Source organism: Marinobacter gudaonensis, assembly GCF_900115175.1.
Taxonomy (GTDB): domain Bacteria; phylum Pseudomonadota; class Gammaproteobacteria; order Pseudomonadales; family Oleiphilaceae; genus Marinobacter; species Marinobacter gudaonensis.
This window is the reverse complement of sequence record NZ_FOYV01000002.1, coordinates 138,540-154,825: the sequence shown is the minus strand read 5'-3', so window position 1 is coordinate 154,825 and position 16,286 is coordinate 138,540. Positions and strand designations below refer to the sequence as shown.

The 16,286-nt window shown below is 61.1% G+C and carries 14 protein-coding genes; 11 read left to right on the top strand and 3 right to left on the bottom strand.

The window, feature by feature from the left end:
• The first annotated feature begins 31 nt into the window (after positions 1-31).
• From relA to BM344_RS13820, 3 genes are all read left to right on the top strand, one after another.
• The gene (gene relA, locus BM344_RS13830) at positions 32-2,269 is read left to right on the top strand and encodes a GTP diphosphokinase (protein WP_091991896.1); all 2,238 of its coding nucleotides are present in this window, start codon (positions 32-34) and stop codon (positions 2,267-2,269) included.
• Positions 2,266-3,126, top strand: a complete 861-nt coding sequence (mazG, locus tag BM344_RS13825) for a nucleoside triphosphate pyrophosphohydrolase (protein WP_091991510.1) — start codon at positions 2,266-2,268, stop codon at positions 3,124-3,126. The genes relA and mazG overlap by 4 nt, the downstream gene beginning before the upstream one ends.
• A 133-nt stretch (positions 3,127-3,259) precedes the next feature.
• Positions 3,260-3,604, top strand: coding sequence for a hypothetical protein (locus tag BM344_RS13820; RefSeq protein ID WP_008176163.1), 345 nt, complete (start codon positions 3,260-3,262; stop codon positions 3,602-3,604).
• 25 nt (positions 3,605-3,629) lie between these two features.
• Here the strand turns inward: BM344_RS13820 and BM344_RS13815 are convergent, their stop codons facing one another.
• On the bottom strand, positions 3,630-3,863 hold the full coding sequence (locus tag BM344_RS13815; protein ID WP_091991508.1) for a hypothetical protein: 234 nt from the start codon (positions 3,861-3,863) through the stop codon (positions 3,630-3,632).
• A gap of 114 nt (positions 3,864-3,977) precedes the next feature.
• Here BM344_RS13815 and ppc point away from each other — a divergent pair, with 114 nt between their 5' ends.
• The 6 genes from ppc to BM344_RS13785 all read left to right on the top strand — a co-directional run bounded on the left by ppc (position 3,978) and on the right by BM344_RS13785 (position 10,941).
• Positions 3,978-6,623: a phosphoenolpyruvate carboxylase gene (gene ppc / locus BM344_RS13810; RefSeq protein WP_091991506.1), complete on the top strand. Its 2,646-nt coding sequence runs from the start codon at positions 3,978-3,980 to the stop codon at positions 6,621-6,623.
• Positions 6,624-6,681: 58 nt separating this feature from the next.
• On the top strand, positions 6,682-8,052 hold the full coding sequence (locus BM344_RS13805; RefSeq protein WP_091991504.1) for an HDOD domain-containing protein: 1,371 nt from the start codon (positions 6,682-6,684) through the stop codon (positions 8,050-8,052).
• Positions 8,053-8,253: 201 nt separating this feature from the next.
• Complete coding sequence (gene adk / locus BM344_RS13800) at positions 8,254-8,907, top strand: adenylate kinase (protein ID WP_091991502.1); 654 nt, start codon at positions 8,254-8,256, stop codon at positions 8,905-8,907.
• A gap of 34 nt (positions 8,908-8,941) precedes the next feature.
• A complete protein-coding gene (gene tsaB / locus BM344_RS13795; RefSeq protein ID WP_091991500.1) occupies positions 8,942-9,637 on the top strand; it encodes a tRNA (adenosine(37)-N6)-threonylcarbamoyltransferase complex dimerization subunit type 1 TsaB in 696 nt (231 codons plus the stop codon).
• A gap of 120 nt (positions 9,638-9,757) precedes the next feature.
• The gene (locus tag BM344_RS13790; RefSeq protein WP_091991498.1) at positions 9,758-10,114 is read left to right on the top strand and encodes a UDP pyrophosphate phosphatase; all 357 of its coding nucleotides are present in this window, start codon (positions 9,758-9,760) and stop codon (positions 10,112-10,114) included.
• The gene (locus tag BM344_RS13785) at positions 10,114-10,941 is read left to right on the top strand and encodes a class I SAM-dependent methyltransferase (protein ID WP_091991496.1); all 828 of its coding nucleotides are present in this window, start codon (positions 10,114-10,116) and stop codon (positions 10,939-10,941) included. The genes BM344_RS13790 and BM344_RS13785 overlap by 1 nt, the downstream gene beginning before the upstream one ends.
• A gap of 26 nt (positions 10,942-10,967) precedes the next feature.
• Here the strand turns inward: BM344_RS13785 and plsB are convergent, their stop codons facing one another.
• Complete coding sequence (plsB, locus tag BM344_RS13780; RefSeq protein ID WP_091991494.1) at positions 10,968-13,436, bottom strand: glycerol-3-phosphate 1-O-acyltransferase PlsB; 2,469 nt, start codon at positions 13,434-13,436, stop codon at positions 10,968-10,970.
• A 152-nt stretch (positions 13,437-13,588) separates the two neighbouring features.
• Between plsB and nudC the strand changes: the two genes are divergently transcribed.
• Positions 13,589-14,404 carry an NAD(+) diphosphatase gene (gene nudC / locus BM344_RS13775; RefSeq protein WP_091991894.1) on the top strand — a complete coding sequence of 272 codons (816 nt, stop codon included), beginning with the start codon at positions 13,589-13,591 and terminating at the stop codon, positions 14,402-14,404.
• The gene (gene murI / locus BM344_RS13770) at positions 14,401-15,273 is read left to right on the top strand and encodes a glutamate racemase (protein WP_091991492.1); all 873 of its coding nucleotides are present in this window, start codon (positions 14,401-14,403) and stop codon (positions 15,271-15,273) included. Before nudC ends, murI begins: the two co-directional genes overlap by 4 nt.
• Here the strand turns inward: murI and BM344_RS13765 are convergent.
• Positions 15,251-16,258, bottom strand: a complete 1,008-nt coding sequence (locus BM344_RS13765) for a DUF2156 domain-containing protein (RefSeq protein WP_091991489.1) — start codon at positions 16,256-16,258, stop codon at positions 15,251-15,253. The two genes, murI and BM344_RS13765, sit on opposite strands and share 23 nt — an antisense overlap.
• Between the last annotated feature and the right edge of the window lie 28 nt (positions 16,259-16,286).

The window sequence follows — 16,286 nt, the reverse complement described above, 5'->3', positions numbered from 1 at the left end:
TGAGCAAATCATCAGGAACAACAAGACTGATATGGTAAAAGTTCGAGAAGACTACGCGATGACCGGCGATGGTCAGGTGGACATCGAGGGCTGGGTAAACCAGATTGCCTCTCAGACTCACCTGGACAACCCGGACCAGTTCCGGCGCGCCTGCGAGAAAGCCGCCGAAATTGACCTGCAGGCATTTCGGGAGGACCGCCTCTGGGCGCCAGGGTCCAGCAGCTTCCGCATTGGCATTGAAATGGCCCAGGTGCTGGCCGAGCTGCACCTTGATCAGGCCAGCCTGGTGGCTGCCATCCTTTACCGCGCCGTACGGGAAGAGCGGGTGTCCCTGGAGGAGATACGCAAGGCGTTCGGTGACGAGGTGGCCGGCCTGATCAACGGCGTTCAGCAGATGGCGGCGATCTCCTCCATCCACCATCCTCTCAAGGGCAACGTATTAGGGCAGAGCGAGGGCCAGCTGGACAACGTCCGCAAGATGCTCGTGACCATGATCGACGACGTCCGGGTTGCCCTGATCAAGCTTGCCGAACGTACCTGCGCCATCCGGGCGGTGAAAAATGCCCCTGAAGAAAAACGCATGCGCGTGGCCCGGGAAGTCTTCGACATCTATGCGCCACTGGCGCATCGCCTGGGCATCGGCCACATCAAGTGGGAACTGGAGGATCTCTCGTTCCGTTACCTGCACGACTCGGCCTACAAGAAGATTGCCAAGCTGCTTGATGAGAAGCGTCTTGACCGGGACAGCTACATCAAGCGCGTCATCGAGACCCTGCAGACTGAACTGAAGGCCTATGGCATTGAAAGTGAGCTTACCGGCCGGGCCAAACATATATACAGCATCTGGCGGAAGATGCGGCGCAAGGGCATCGACTTCTCCCAGGTATACGATGTGCGTGCCGTCCGCATTCTGGTACCGGAAGTGCGCGACTGCTACGCGGCCCTGGGTATCGTGCATACGCTCTGGCGTCATATCCCCAACGAGTTTGACGACTACATCGCCAACCCCAAGGAGAACGGTTACCAGTCCCTGCACACTGCCGTGATCGGGCCTGAGGGCAAGGTGATGGAGGTCCAGATCCGTACCCACAAGATGCACGAGGAAGCAGAGTTGGGGGTGTGTGCGCACTGGCTCTACAAGGGCACGGACAAGGGCAACAAGTCCACCGGTTACGACGCCAAGATCAATTGGCTGCGCCAGGTTCTGGAGTGGCAGGAAGAACTGGGGGATCTGTCCGGGCTGGCGGACCATCTCAAATCCGACGTGGCCTCCGACAGGGTCTATGTGTTCACCCCCGAGGGTCACGTGGTGGACCTGCCCCAGGGTGCCACCCCGGTGGATTTCGCCTACCGGGTACACACCGAAATTGGTCACGCCTGCCGTGGCGCGAGGGTGAACAGTCGCATCGTGCCGCTGACCTATCCCCTGAAAACCGGCGACCAGGTGTTCATCCTGACCTCCAACAACCCGGCGCCCAGCCGCGACTGGCTGAACCCGAGCCTGGGCTACATCCAGACCTCCCGGGCCCGGGCCAAGGTGACCCACTGGTTCAAACAACAGGATCGTGGCCGCAATATCTCTGACGGCCGGGCCATTCTGGAAGACGAGTTCAAGCGCCTGTCACTGTATGACGTGGATCTGGGCGAGCTGGCGGAGAAGGTGAACTATCACGGCGCCGAGGACATGTTTGCCGCGATTGGCGCCGGTGATCTTCGCCCCACCCACGTGGCCAATGTGGCCCAGCAGATGCTGGAGCCCAAGTCCGAGCAGTTGGATCTCAAGCTGACGACGGCGCGGCGTAAACCATACGATACCGAATCGGATATCCAGATTGTCGGTGTCGGCAAACTGAAAACCCAGGTGGCCAAGTGCTGCAAACCCCTGCCCGGTGATGCCATCGGTGGTTACATCACAGTGGGACGGGGAGTGACGGTGCACCGCCAGGACTGTCTCACTTTCCTGAATCTGCGCGAGTTCGAGCCCAATCGGATCATCGAGGTGAGCTGGGGTGGTCGGCCGGCTGCGGTCTATCCGGTGGATATCGAGATAGAAGCCTACGACCGGTCCGGCCTGCTGCGGGACATTACCCAGGTACTGTCGTCCTCCAAGAGTGACGTGCTGGCGTTGAATACCCTCAGCAACAAGGATGAGAACACCGCCACCATGACGGTCACCGTGGAGATTTCCAGTCTGGAACAACTGGCTCGGCTGCTGGCGCAGATCCGCAACCTGCCCAACATTATCGACGTAAGGCGAAAGCGGGGATGAGATACACCATCGAGGACCTGAAAACGCTGATGGCGCGCCTCCGGGATCCGGAGACCGGGTGCCCCTGGGACACCAAACAGTCCTATCGGACCATCATGCCTCATACGCTGGAGGAAGCCTACGAAGTGGCGGACGCCATTGAGCGGGAGGACTATCCGCACCTGAAGGACGAGCTGGGGGATCTGCTGTTCCAGGTGATTTTCTATGCCCAGCTGGGTCGTGAAGATGGCCACTTCGATTTCGATGGTGTGGTGGATCATCTGGTGCGCAAGCTGGTACGCCGGCACCCCCACGTTTTTCCAGAGGGAACCCTGGACAGTCGGATCGACCCGGATAACCGGCCCGATGAGGCCTGGATCAAGGAAAGCTGGGAAAGGATCAAGGCGGAGGAACGGGCCATGAAGCCGGCTCCGGATGCCGAAGCGGCTGCCAGTCGGCTGGATGGCATTGCCCGAACCCTGCCGGCCATGGCCCGGGCCGAGAAGCTCCAGAAGCGGGCTGCTCGCCACGGCTTTGACTGGCCCGAGATTGGCCCCGTGTTCGACAAGCTGCACGAGGAAATCGACGAGCTCAAGGAAGCGTGGCAGGCGGCGCAGGCCGGAAGCGGCGATCCGGATGCCGTTGAAGACGAATTGGGTGACCTGCTGTTTGTTTGCGTCAATCTGGCACGGTTCATGAAGGTGAATCCTGAGCAGGCCCTGAATCGCACCAATCACAAGTTCGATGCCCGCTTCCGGGCCATTGAACGTGTGCTGGAGCAGGAGGGGCGTGACATGGACGAAGAATCGCTCGAGGCGCTGGATGCCGTCTGGCAGGCGGTCAAGGGTGTCGAGCGGGAGGGCGGGGGCCGCCCGTGACGGGGGTCCGGTAAGTACAATCCGTTACCAATTTCCTTGCCCCCGAACCGACGGCTTCGTCTACACTTCCGGAAACGGATGCACAGATGCAGTGCGCCGTACGCCAGCGAAAAGATGCAGGAGTGAAGGCACCATGAAGATCAAAGATCTGGTCAACTACTGGGACAAGCATGCACGCGGTCGGCTTACCCGAGACGCCTATTTCATGGCGTTGTCTGACCAGCATCACAAACGTCTGGAAAAGCTTGCGGCACTCTACCCGATGAAATCGCCGCAGGATCTGATGCGCGACCTTATCTCTGCCGCACTGGATGAAATGGAAACCAGCTTTCCCTACGTTCAGGGCACCAAAGTGGTGGCCTACGACGAAGACGGATTCGAGATCTATGAGGACCAGGGGCTGACACCGAAGTTTGTCAGCCTGAGCCAGAAGCACATCCAGCGGCTCAAGGCCCGGCAGTTGGAGTCGGTGGCCTGACGGGCAGGGGGCTGCCCGTCACCGCTTACTTGTCTTTCCCTTCCAGTTTGTCCTTCAGCGGGCTCTGGCGAACGAGATCGTCCAGGGCCGCGCCAATCATATCGTTCAGAATGTCGCTTTCGCTGCGGTCGGGGTAGAGTTCGGCCAGCGCGGCAACCCGAGCGGCGTCCTCCAGAGGCAGGCGGAGATTGTAGTCGTGGGTGCGCTCCACAGGCTCTTTTTGCTTTTCCCAGTGCTTGGGCAGATCGGTTACCTTCATGTTGGCTCCTTACGGCTACTCGCGGCTACAGGCTTGAATCGCCAATAGACTTTCTCGTCGTTTCCTTAGTATCGTAAGTTTACTTTGCCTCCGTCAATTCAAAAGGACGTCAATGTGACTGAGCTACACCCCGATCTGCGAGAGAATGTCCGAATGCTGGGCGAGTTGCTCGGCCAGAGCATCCGCCGGTACCCCGGCCAGGACTGTTACGAACTGATCGAGGAGATCCGGGCCGCCGCCAAGGCAGACCGGCGCCAGGAGAGCGGCTCCGGTCAGCGGCTGGTCAATCTTCTGGGCAAGCTCAGCGACGACGAACTTCTCCCGGTTACCCGGGCCTTCAACCAGTTCCTGAACCTGGCCAACCTGGCTGAGCAATACCACGGCATCCGTCGCAAGCGCGGTCACCAGTCCGATCTGATGGTGGAATCCCTCAGTGAGGTGTTCGGCCGCCTGAAACACGGCGGTATCAGTGCCGAGGAGCTGCACCAACGGGTGTCCGATTTACGGATCGAGTTTGTCCTGACTGCGCACCCCACCGAAGTGGCCCGCCGAACCTTGATCATGAAGTACGACGAGATGTCCGATTGCCTGGCCAGGCTGGACCATGAGGATTTGATGCCGGCGGAGCGGGACGAGGTGGTCGACCGACTGGCCCAACTGGTCACCGAGGCCTGGCACACCGACGAGATCCGGCACGAACGGCCAACGGCGGTGGATGAAGCCAAATGGGGCTTTGCGGTGATTGAAAACAGCCTCTGGCAGGCCCTACCCCAGTTTCTGCGCAGTCTGGATCTCTCCCTTGAGGAAGCTACCGGCAGTGGGTTGCCCCTGGGGGTATCGCCCATCCGTATTGCCTCCTGGATGGGGGGCGACCGGGATGGTAACCCCAATGTGACCCATCAGGTGACCGAACGGGTGTTTCTGCTCGGCCGCTGGATGGCGGCGGACCTGTACCTGCGGGATATTCAGGCCCTGCGGGCTGAGCTTTCCATGTGGCAGGCCAGCGATGAACTCAGGGCGGTCGTTGGCGATGCCCGGGAGCCTTATCGCCAGGTGCTGGCGGACCTCCGCGAACGCCTGATGCGCACCCGGGACTGGGCTGAAGCCAGTGTCAATGGCGAATCCGCCGACGCCTCCGGCATTCTGTTCGAGAACGAGGACTTCACCGGTCCTCTGGAGCTCTGCTACCGCTCCCTCGTTGAGTGCGGCCTGGAGACCATTGCCAACGGTCCACTTCTGGACACCATTCGCCGGGCCCACACTTTCGGTCTGCCGCTGATACGCCTGGATATCCGTCAGGAGGCCTCCAGGCACGCGGAAGCAGTGGCGGAAATGGTGGATTACCTTGGGCTCGGGGATTACCTGTCCTGGTCGGAGGCGGAGCGCCAGGCCTTCCTGGTGAAGGAGCTTCAGGGTCGGCGGCCGCTTGTGCCGCGTAACTGGGAGCCTTCTGATCCGGTTCGGGAAGTACTGGCCACCTGCGAAGTGGTCGCCCGTCAGACCCCCGAAGCACTTGGCTCCTACGTGATCTCCATGGCCAGCAAGCCATCCGACGTGCTCAGCGTGATCCTGCTGCTGCGCGAATCGGGCATGAAATTTCCTATGCGGGTGGTGCCCCTGTTTGAAACCCTGGATGACCTGCGCGGTGCGCCGGACAGCATGGCCGCCCTGTACGAGGTTGAATGGTACCGGGAGTACTGCCAGGGGCGGCAGGAAGTGATGATTGGCTATTCGGATTCCTCCAAGGACGCCGGCCAGTTGATGGCCGCCTGGGCCCAGTATCAGGCTCAGGAACAACTGACCCGGGTGGCCAACGAATATGGCGTGCACCTGACCCTGTTCCACGGCCGCGGCGGTACCGTGGGTCGCGGAGGCGGTCCCGCCAACCGCGCCATCCTGTCCCAGCCGCCGGGGTCTGTGAACGGCAGTTTCCGGATCACCGAGCAGGGCGAGATGATCCGGTTCAAATTCGGTCTGCCCAGGCTGGCGGTCCAGAGTCTCACCCTCTACACCACGGCGGTTATTGAAGCCACCCTGGCGCCACCTCCGAAACCCGAGGACAACTGGCGGGAAACCATGGACTGGCTCACCGAGCGGTCCCTGAAAGCCTACCGGGATGTGGTTCGTGAAAATCCGGATTTCGTGCCCTATTTCCGGCAGGTAACACCGGAGCAGGCCCTGGGCAAACTGGCTCTGGGCAGCCGCCCGGCGCGCCGCAAGGCTGCCGGCGGCGTAGAGAGCCTGCGCGCGATCCCCTGGATCTTCGCCTGGACCCAGATGCGCCTGATGCTGCCCAGCTGGCTGGGTAGTGATGTGGCGCTGGAAGAAGCGGCGAGGGACAACCGGCTGCCGGTGCTGCGGCAAATGATGCAGGGCTGGCCGTTTTTCCGCACCTATGTCGATATGCTGGAAATGGTTCTGGCCAAGGCCGACCTGCGGATTGCCAGCTACTATGAACAGACACTGCTGGATGATGACCGGCTCAAGTCACTTGGTGAGAGCCTGAGGGTTCGCCTGCAGGGCTGCATTCAGCGGTTGCTGGAACTCAAGGAGCAGACCGAGCTGCTTGAGGATGAGCCTGTGTTCGCTCATTCCATGAAAGTGCGTAACCCCTACACGGACCCACTTCATTATCTGCAGGCGGAGCTGCTCCGCCGGGATCGCGATAGCGAGGGTAAAGGTGAGGTGCCCGAGCTGGTTGAGCGGGCCCTGAAGGTGACCATGGCCGGTATTGCCGCAGGCATGCGCAACACTGGCTGAGTATTGACAGCAGGGGCCGGAGGAACCGGCCATTGACCATTTTTGACAGGAGCAGGGTGTGGCACTGGCAGCGCGTTTGGATCATTTCTTTGCCCGAAAAGGGCTCAATTACCGGGAGCTGCCGATCGATCAGGTCACCAGCCTCGACGCTGCTGTTATTGCCTCCGGGCTGAGCCAGAAGCAGATCATCCGGGCAACCCTGCTGATCGACATCAGCGGCGTGGTGATGGCCGTGCACCGATTCGACAGTTCCCTGGATCCCGATGCGGTTCAGCAGCTGACCGGCCGACGCCTGCAACCCCTGACCGCCCGCCAGACCATGCGCCTGTTCGGGGACTGCGACCCGGGTTTCACGCCGCCGATCGGGCAGGCCTACGACCTGGCGGTTATTGTTGATGAAGATGTCATGCAGGCGGAAAACGTGGTGTTCACCGGGGGTACAGACCATTCCCTGGTGGAAATGACGGGCCGTGATTTCCGGCTGGCGCTGGCCGGCGCCAGGGAAGGCCACCTGGTTATTCGGGGCCCGGGCAATGGCGCCCGGGAAGCACTGACTCTGGAAGAGGTGGCCGACAAGCTACAACGGCTGTATCGCTTGCCCCCCATGCCGGCACTGGCCCTTCGTATCCTGAGGCTAACCGCCAATACCGATGCCACCGCGCGGGAGCTGGCCGAGCTGATCGAGTTCGACCCGAGCCTGACCGCCCAGATCATGCGCTACGCCCGCTCCGCGCTGTTCAACTATCCTGGCCAGATTCACTCGGTACAGGAAGCCGTTACCCGGGTTCTCGGATTTGACCGGGTGGCCCATATTGCCCTGGGTATTGCCTCCGTGCGCGCCTTCGATGTGCCCCGCAAGGGCATGTTGGGCATGGACAGTTTCTGGCGCCATTCCCTGTATTGTGCGTTCCTGTGCCAGAGTATTGCGCCGCGCTGTGGCGCCGACAAGGGGCTTGCCTACCTGTGTGGTCTGTTGCACAACTTCGGGTTGTTGCTGGTTGGCCACCTGTTCCCCGCCGAGTTCGACGAGCTCAATCAGCTCCGGGAGGCCAATCCGGAGGCCAGCATGCACTCTCTGGAGCAACAGGTGTTCGGTGCGGGTAACGGCCAGGAAATCCTGTCGGTGGGGCACGGAGCCATCGGCGGCATCCTGCACCGTCTCTGGCAGCTTCCCGATCCGGTGGTCAAGGCCGCGGGTGTCCACCAGCAGCCCGGCTATCACGGCGAGCACGAGCACTACGTGGTGATGGTGCAACTTGCCAACGCCCTGCTCAAGGAGCGTGGCATCGGTGACGAGTTCAATCCGGATGATGTTCCCTCCATGCTGGAGCAGCTGGGTCTCGCGCCGGAAATCATCGGTGATCTGACCGCAGATATGGACCGCGTGGCGCCCGACCTGGACGCACTGGCCAACTCCCTGTCATCCTGACGATCAGCGCTGATGCGCCTCCCAATGCGTCCTTTCGGTGCATGATACGGAGGTCGACTTTCTCTGTGGTGGCTGAGTTCGTATAATGCGCCTTCGCCGGTCCCGGCTGACACCTGTTCCGGGCAGGAGAGGCTGTCGCAAAGGCAGAGATTTTTGCCACAGCTTTTCAAACGATAATGACTACAACGGGAGCACAGCGTTATGCGAATCATCATGTTAGGCGCGCCGGGCGCAGGCAAGGGGACCCAGGCCCAGTTCATCACTGAACGGTTTGGCATTCCCCAGATCTCCACGGGAGACATGCTGAGGGCTGCAGTGAAGGCCGAGTCCGAGCTGGGCAAACAGGTGAAGGAAGTCATGGCGACCGGGGGACTGGTCTCTGACGACATCATCATTGCGCTGATTGAGGAGCGTATCCAGCAGCCGGATTGCAAAAACGGCTTTCTGCTGGATGGATTTCCCCGCACCATTCCCCAGGCCGAAGCCCTGAAAGAGCAAGGTATCGCCATTGATTACGTGGTTGAGATTGCCGTGGACGACGAGGAGATTGTCAGCCGTCTGTCCGGCCGTCGCGTGCATGAGGCCAGTGGTCGTATCTATCACGTGAAATACGATCCGCCGAAGGTTGAAGGCAAGGATGACGAAACCGGAGACCCGCTGGTTCAGCGGGAGGACGACAAGGAAGAGACCGTTCGTCGGCGTCTGAAGATCTACCACGACCAGACGGCTCCACTGGTTGGTTATTACCAGGATTGGGCCGCCAAGGACCCCTCCGCAGCGCCCAAATATGTCCGGGTAGAGGGCGTGGGTAGCCTGGAAAGCATTCGCGACCAGATCCTGTCTGAGCTCAAGTAATCCGACGTCGTCCTGACCTGAGGCTTTCACACCCGTGAAACTGCTGGCACTGGATACCTCCTCAGAGGGCTGCTCTGCGGCCCTTCTGACGGACGGTGAACTTTCCGAACGCTTCGAATTGGCGCCCAGGGGGCATACCCGCCTGTTGATGCCCATGGTGCGCGAACTGCTCGCGGAACGTGGCCTGGTGCCCGCCGATCTCGACGCCCTGGCGTTTGCCCGGGGCCCAGGTTCGTTCACCGGTGTTAGGATCGCCACGGGCGTTGTCCAGGGCCTGGCCTGGGGGCTGGAAATACCGGTGGTGCCGGTTTCCTCCCTGAGAGCAGTTGCCTTTGGAGCCATTGACACTTTCAACCTGGCGGACGGCCAGGGCATTGCCGTTGCCTTCGACGCCCGCATGGGTGAAGTCTACTGGGGCTGCTTTGCCGCCAGTGGCGGGTTGCCGGAACCCCTGCGGGATGAGCAGGTGTGCCCGCCCGACAGTGTGCTCCTGCCCGATGGTCACGACCCCTGGTTCGGAGTGGGTCCGGGCTGGCAGTACCGCTCGCAGATGCCCTCGGCGGTGTCTGACCGCGTTGCCACCGTAGACGAGACGCTGCTGCTTCGCGCCAGTTGGGTGGCAAGGCTGGCAGAGGTAGACCTGGCCCGGGGACAGTCCGTTCCGGCGGAGCAGGCACAGCCGGTTTACATCCGCGATGAGGTGACCTGGAAGAAACTTCCCGGTCGTTGACTTTCGCTGTTTGTTATCGGGATTCTGTGCAGAATTTGAGCAGCTGACTTTTTTTCCGCCGCAGAATCTTCCATACTTTGTCTCTGCATACAATCTCCATCCGGCCAGCGGTATCTGAACATGATTGGCGGCATTAATCCGGGCAACACCCTTGGTTTCCAGACTGGTAACAACAGTCCCCTGCGGGAACGCACTGACGTGGCCCGGGCGCCGGCGGCTGCTCCCGAGAAAGCGCCGGATCCAGCTCGCCGCGACCTGGCGGATCAGTCACAGGCTCCCACCCGTGAGCGCAGTGTTACCGAAAGCCTGGAGCGTCGGGTAGAAGCCCGGCGTGCCTCTGAGGATGCCCGCCTTGAGCGTTTTCGGGCCGATGAGGTTTCCCTGCCGGCGGCGCGGGCACTGTCAACCTTTGCTTCTGTTGCCGCGGCCGGCCAGGACGCCGGCGCAGATGTCGCCGGTATCGATATCCTGGTTTGATGTCTGTATCCGACGACCCGGTTCTTCCTTCCTGGCGAGACAGCATTGCCGTTGCCCGCAGCCCTCTCGGTGACAGTCAGCAGGCTGCGGCCCTGGCGCATTCCCTTGAACTGACGGATCTGGGCGTGGTTGCTCCAAAAGCCGTGCGTGACTTTCCCCTTTTGCTGTTTCTCGATGATCAGGGGCTTGGCCTTCAGATGACCGGCAAGGGTGCTCCCGGGCCGGTGCGCGCAGAGTTTGTCAGCGGCAAGATGGGTTATCGGCGCGAGCATGGTGGCGGCACCGGACAGCTTGTGGCAAAGGCGGTGGGGCTACAGAAAACCCGGGCCTGCCTGCATGTGGTTGATGCCACGGCCGGGCTGGGGCAGGACGCCTTCGTGCTGGCCAGCCTGGGCTGTCGGGTAACGCTGTTTGAGCGCCATCCGGTCATTCATGCCCTGCTGGCCGACGGTCTGGCGCGCGCTGCCCTGAACGTCGAATGCCGCGATATCATTGACCGTATGGAACTGCGCGGAGGCAGCAGCATCTCCTGGCTGGAACAGGCAGGCGGCGAGTTGGCGGACGTGGTCTACCTGGACCCGATGTTCCCGCACCGGGACAAATCCGCGCTGGTGAAAAAGGAAATGCAGGTATTTCGCCTACTGGTGGGTGACGACGACGATTCCGAACGGCTGCTTGCCGCGGCCCTGGCGCATGCGCGCTACCGGATCGTGGTAAAGCGACCCAGGAAGGCATCGGCCATTGCCGGCCCCGATCCCTCGACCCGGGTGGAGGGCAAGAGCAGTCGGTACGACGTCTATGCCCTCAGGGCCTTGCCCAGCCAATAGGTGGCAACCCGGGTCTGGAAGCGACCTCAGGCGCCCATCATGGTGACCTGCTGGATGGCCTGCCGTTTTTCCACGCTCAGCACCAGGCGGGCATCATCCGCCACTTCGTCCAGGCCCTCCCCATAACAGAGCAGACCGTCTTCATCGGTGGTGATAACGCCGTTGTTCTGCATGTTGGCAATAAAGTTGCGGAACAGGCTCTTGTCGAAGAACTCTGGCGCATTCAGGCCGAAAAGGATCGACATCCGTTCGGCCAGCAGGGTGCTCTGCTCTTCCAGCTCCGTCGCGCTGATCTTGCCAGAGCCGTATTTACGCAAGATGCCAAGGGCGATGTGATAGCGCTCCACTGTCTGGATAATAAAGCGTGACAGTACCCGAAGACGCAGCATTGGCTCGGTGCCTTCCTCAGGGCGCCCAATCCGGTTATCGGCCAGCGGTATCAGCAGTCCCTGCTCAATCAACACGTCAATCCACTGGTTGATAACGGTTTCTGCCTCCTCGGGCTGGTACTTCAGGAACAGCTCCGACTGCAGGTAGGGGTAGGCCACGCTGGCCAGGAAAACAATCTTGTCCCGGGCCAGGGAGTCCTTGTTCTCGAACAGACTGGCGACCAGGGAGGGCAGGGCAAACAGGTGCTGGATGTTGTTGCGGTAGTAGGTCATCAGAATGGCGTTGCTGCCCTCAAGGGCAATGATGTCGCCCAGCTTCTGGGGCTGGCGGGTAACCAGGCCCATGCCCTCGCAGTAGGCGACCCAGTCCTTGCCGCTGCCCTCCGGCAGGGTAACGGTCTCGGCATAGGGGAACGCTTTGAGCAGCGCGGCGTACTGGTCCATCAGCCGGATCAGCTGGCTCTCGTCCATGGCAAGACGCTCGGTGCCCAGCAGCACCGTTGCCGTCATGCCTATGGGGTTCACGGCAACCGAGGCGTTGATGTTCGAGGCCACCCGGAACGCCAGTTCCGAGACCGCCTGGTTCAGCCAGGCCGGCCGGTACTCGGAATCGTAGGCCTCGTCGCGCCAGCTGTCGTGGACATCATCGAGCACCTCGGCCAGGGGAATGGCTTCACCGAAATTCACCGCCACGCGGCCGAAGGAGTTACTGAGTTTGCGGACGGTCTTGGCGAGGCCGAAGATACTCTCCTTCTGTTTTTTCTTGCCGCGCAGCTCGCCGAGGTAAGAGCGACCTTCCATAACCTTCTCGTAGCCGATATAGACAGGCACGAATACGATCGGTTTGCGGTGATCCCGCAGAAAGCTGCGCACGGTCATGGCCAGCATCCCTGGGCGAGGTTGCAGCATGCGGCCGGTGCGACTGCGGCCACCTTCAACAAAATACTCCACGGAATAGCCGCGCGAGAACATCACGTGCATGTATTCGTTGAAAACCGTGGCATACAGGGGGTTGTCCTTGAAGCTCCGGCGCATGAAGAAAGCACCGCCACGGCGGAGGATCGGCCCCACGATGGGCATGTTGAGATTGATGCCCGCAGCGATATGGGGTGGCATCAGGCCGTTCTTGTAAAGCACGTAGGACAGCAGCAGATAATCGATGTGTGACCGGTGGCAGGGCACGTAGACCACGGCGTTGTCCTGGGCGACTTCCTTCACGACCCGGATGTTGTTGACGGCGATGCCGTTGTAGATGCGGTTCCACAGCCAGGCCAGCACCACCTCCAGAAAGCGGATGGTGACAATGGACATGCTGGCAGCAATCTCGTCGGCGTACTTGTAGGCCTTGGCCCGCACCTTTTCCGGCGGGATGTCATCTTTGGCCGACGTTTCCCGGATCGCTTCCTTGACGGCCTGGGTTCGCACCAGTCCGGCAACGAGGGTGCGGCGATGGGAAAGGTCCGGCCCCAACACCGCCTGGCGCACCCGGCGGAAGTGGGTTCGGAGGATTCGGGCGAGCTTGCGGTTGGCCCGCTCCTCGTTGTGGCGGTACTCGTCGATGACCTGCTTCAGGGACAGCGGCTGATTGAACTGCACGTAAGTATTACGACCGTGCACCATGATGATCAGGAATTTCTGCAGGCGGCCAGCGATGGACCAGGTGTCCGAGAGCAGCAGCTTAACGAGGGACTTTTCCTTGTCGGGCGAACGTCCCCAGAACAACGATACCGGCACGATCTGGACGTCCTGATCGGGGTGTTCCAGGCCATAGTGCACCAGAGCCCGGAACTCGTTGGTGGGTGCCGGAGCCTGACGGCCCCGGAAAAAGCCACCGATCCGGCGATACAGGAAGAAAAACGAATGGGACGGCCCGTTCTTCACCGGCAGTGCTTCGGTCGCCCCGGGCAGTCCGGCGCGGATGACTTCCTGTTCCAGTACGAGGCGGCTGGACAGCGAGCTGTACTGCAGCACGTAGCAGACCGGCTTGTCAGGATCCAGGGCGAGGGCCTCAACGCTGTTGCCGCTGACATCGGTCCTGACCCAGATAAACAGGATCTTTCGAAAAAGGGCCAGGATCAGGCTGCGAATGCCCTGGTAAAGACGCATAAAGTGCAACTCCGTTATAGAAACAGGAGCCAAGTTTACTTGGTTGAGTACGGGGCGGAAAGTCGCGCCTGCGTTCTTGGCCGGCATGGCAATGTGGTACATTTCAGCATGATCAATCAATCGCCCAGGCGCGCAAACAGATGGTGGTCTCGATGAGTCAGTGGAAACCCGGTTGGACAACGGCGCAGCCCGCCGGGGGCGACCTGGTCCTGGCGCTTCACGGTCAGGGAATTGTGAAGCCGGCGTCGGGCTGGTTGCACGAGGTGAACGGCGGTCTGTTTTTGCAGGGCATGCCGGAAGCCGTGTCGCTCGGAAGTCTGGGCGAGTGCGGCGTGTTCGTTACCGAAGTGCCGGAAGACGCTGCTGCCGGGCGGGAGGTGATTCCGCTACGCGACGCCTTGCTGATGATGGAGGATGCCCCCGCGGCAATGCTCAGCACGGGATTCCAGGTATGGCAATGGTGGCGGGATCACCGGTACTGCGGCCGATGCGGTGAGCAGACCGGGTTTCACGCTGTGGAGCGCGCCAAATGGTGTGATGCCTGTGGCATACCCTGGTACCCGCGGCTTGCGCCCTGTGTGATTGTTGTTATCCGCAGGGGCGATCGCCTTCTGCTGGCAAAATCGTCAAGGGTCAAGCGGCATTTCTACAGCCTGATTGCCGGGTTCGTGGAACCGGGTGAAAGCCTGGAGGAAGCGGTAAAGCGGGAAGTAAAGGAAGAGACTGGTCTGGACGTCAACAACATTCGTTACCACGCGTCCGAACCCTGGCCGTTTCCCCATCAGCTGATGGTGGGTTTCTTTGCCGACTACGCGGGTGGCGAGCTGGTGCTGCAGGAGGACGAACTGGCGGATGCGGACTGGTTCCTGCCTGGCGACACACCCCCAGTGCCGCCGCAAACCACCATTTCCGGCCGGCTTATCCGGGCCATGGAGAAAGAGATCGCCCAGGGAGGCCTTCCGCTTTGAAGACAACGCGCGGCCCCAGGATTCTGGTATTCGACTCCGGCGTGGGTGGCCTCAGCGTCGCCGACTGCATTCATCGGCAACTGCCGGGGCTGGATCTGGTGTACCTGGCCGATAACGCCGGTTTTCCCTACGGCGACAAGCCGGAGGCCGAGGTTGTCGAGCGCTGCACCCGCCTGATTGCGAGCGCACTCGGGGTTTACGCCCCCGATGTGATTGTGGTGGCCTGTAACACGGCCAGTACCGTGGTGTTGCCTCACCTGCGCGCGATGACCGGCGTTCCGGTAGTGGGCGTGGTGCCGGCCATCAAGCCGGCGGCCGCAAAAACCGTCAATCGCAGAATCGGGCTCCTGGCAACACCCGCCACGGTGCGTCGGCCCTACATTGATCGTTTGATCCAGGAATTTGCCAGCGACTGTGTCGTCGAGCGTATTGGTCACCCGGGGCTGGTGAGTTGGGCTGAGAGGCTGGTTTCCGGACACGCGGTTCCGGAAGAAGAGCTTTCCGAAGCCATGGCCCCTTTCCGGTCCGCGGCCGTGGACACGGTGGTGCTGGGCTGCACCCACTACCCGCTGTTGCTCGAGAGCCTGCGTAAAAGTTTGCCCGAGGTGCGCTTCTGGGTGGACTCCGGGGAGGCCATTGCCCGGCGTGTGGCCTGGCTGCTGGACGAGGCGGGGTTGGCGGTTCCTGCCCCGGACATCCTCCAGAAGGATTCTTTGGCTGGCGGGAAAGCGGCCGTGCTGTCAGCCCTGTTTTCCGGTGCCGCGCCGGAAGATATTGCCTCGTTCATGGCCGGGCTGGGCCTGTCGCCTGCGCAGGTCGCCGGTAACTGGCCGGCGGCATCTGGAGTCAGAGCAAGCGGGTCAGCTTGAACATGGCCAGGAACTCAACCACCGGCAGCGCCCGGCGGTGGCAGCAATAGGTTTTGAAATTCTCTCCGCGGAAGCGCGACTTGGTGAACTCCAGTCCCTTGAAGTTATACAGGAAGTTGCCTTTCTCATAGACTCCGTGCATCAGTCGCTTCAGAAGCCGGCTTTCCTGGTGCTCGGTAGCGGGATCCAGTGACAGCGGAATAAGGCCGAGGTCGAGGAAGGGCACCCCTTCGGACTTGAAGACATCCATGGCATGGGCCATGAGAGTGTAGAAAATACCCTGGCGAAAGTCGGCGTTGGCCCGGGAGATGTTCGGCACGTAGCTGATGATCTCGTTGTTCCGGTAGATCGGGTCAAAGTAGATGAAGCCGACGGCCTTGCCATCCTGGTACGCGTAGAAGTGCCGCTCATTTTCCCGATAGTCCATCTCCATGGGGCGGATCAGGAACCGGATTTCGTTGCTCTTGCACTTGCGGGTACGGATCCAGGCTTCGGAAATTTCCCGGGTATGGTCGTCGCTGAAACGCTCCTTGACCACAATTCCGTTTTTCTCGGCCTGGTTCAGGGCGGTCCGCAACACCTGCTTTTTCTTGCCGCTCAGGGACCAGCGGGCCAGGTCAATGCGTGACTCGCAGCCAAACTGGGTGCCGTAAAGGCCGAATCTCAGGTGCAGAAAGTCCACCACGGCCTTGGAAACCTGTATGTAGCAAGCGTTGGGGAACCGCTGGTGAAAGCTTTCCAGAAGGCTGCCGAAGTCTTCCGGCGCGCACACCGGATCGGACAGCACGAAGGTGCCGCCCCACTTGCGCATGTAGGCAATGTAGCCGACGCCCGGTACATCGAAATATTGCATGCCCGGCTGCAGGGTGGAGAAGGATTGGGAATGGATGCCGTATTTTTTCAGGTAGCCGACACGTTCACTGAAGGTGAATGAACCGCTTTCCAGTGCGCCGATCCTGTCCAGGGCAAGTATCTGATCCGTCATGTCTCTGCTCCCCGTGTCTTGTTATTGG

Excerpts from the sequence above, each read along its gene's own strand:
- BM344_RS13820 (WP_008176163.1), top strand. The coding sequence starts at position 3,260 with ATGAAGATCAAAGATCTGGTCAACTACTGGGACAAGCATGCACGCGGT.
- BM344_RS13790 (WP_091991498.1), top strand. The coding sequence starts at position 9,758 with ATGATTGGCGGCATTAATCCGGGCAACACCCTTGGTTTCCAGACTGGT.
- plsB (WP_091991494.1), bottom strand. The coding sequence starts at position 13,436 with ATGCGTCTTTACCAGGGCATTCGCAGCCTGATCCTGGCCCTTTTTCGA.
- relA (WP_091991896.1), top strand. The coding sequence starts at position 32 with ATGGTAAAAGTTCGAGAAGACTACGCGATGACCGGCGATGGTCAGGTG.
- BM344_RS13785 (WP_091991496.1), top strand. The coding sequence starts at position 10,114 with ATGTCTGTATCCGACGACCCGGTTCTTCCTTCCTGGCGAGACAGCATT.
- mazG (WP_091991510.1), top strand. The coding sequence starts at position 2,266 with ATGAGATACACCATCGAGGACCTGAAAACGCTGATGGCGCGCCTCCGG.
- nudC (WP_091991894.1), top strand. The coding sequence starts at position 13,589 with ATGAGTCAGTGGAAACCCGGTTGGACAACGGCGCAGCCCGCCGGGGGC.
- adk (WP_091991502.1), top strand. The coding sequence starts at position 8,254 with ATGCGAATCATCATGTTAGGCGCGCCGGGCGCAGGCAAGGGGACCCAG.
- BM344_RS13815 (WP_091991508.1), bottom strand. The coding sequence starts at position 3,863 with ATGAAGGTAACCGATCTGCCCAAGCACTGGGAAAAGCAAAAAGAGCCT.
- BM344_RS13765 (WP_091991489.1), bottom strand. The coding sequence starts at position 16,258 with ATGACGGATCAGATACTTGCCCTGGACAGGATCGGCGCACTGGAAAGC.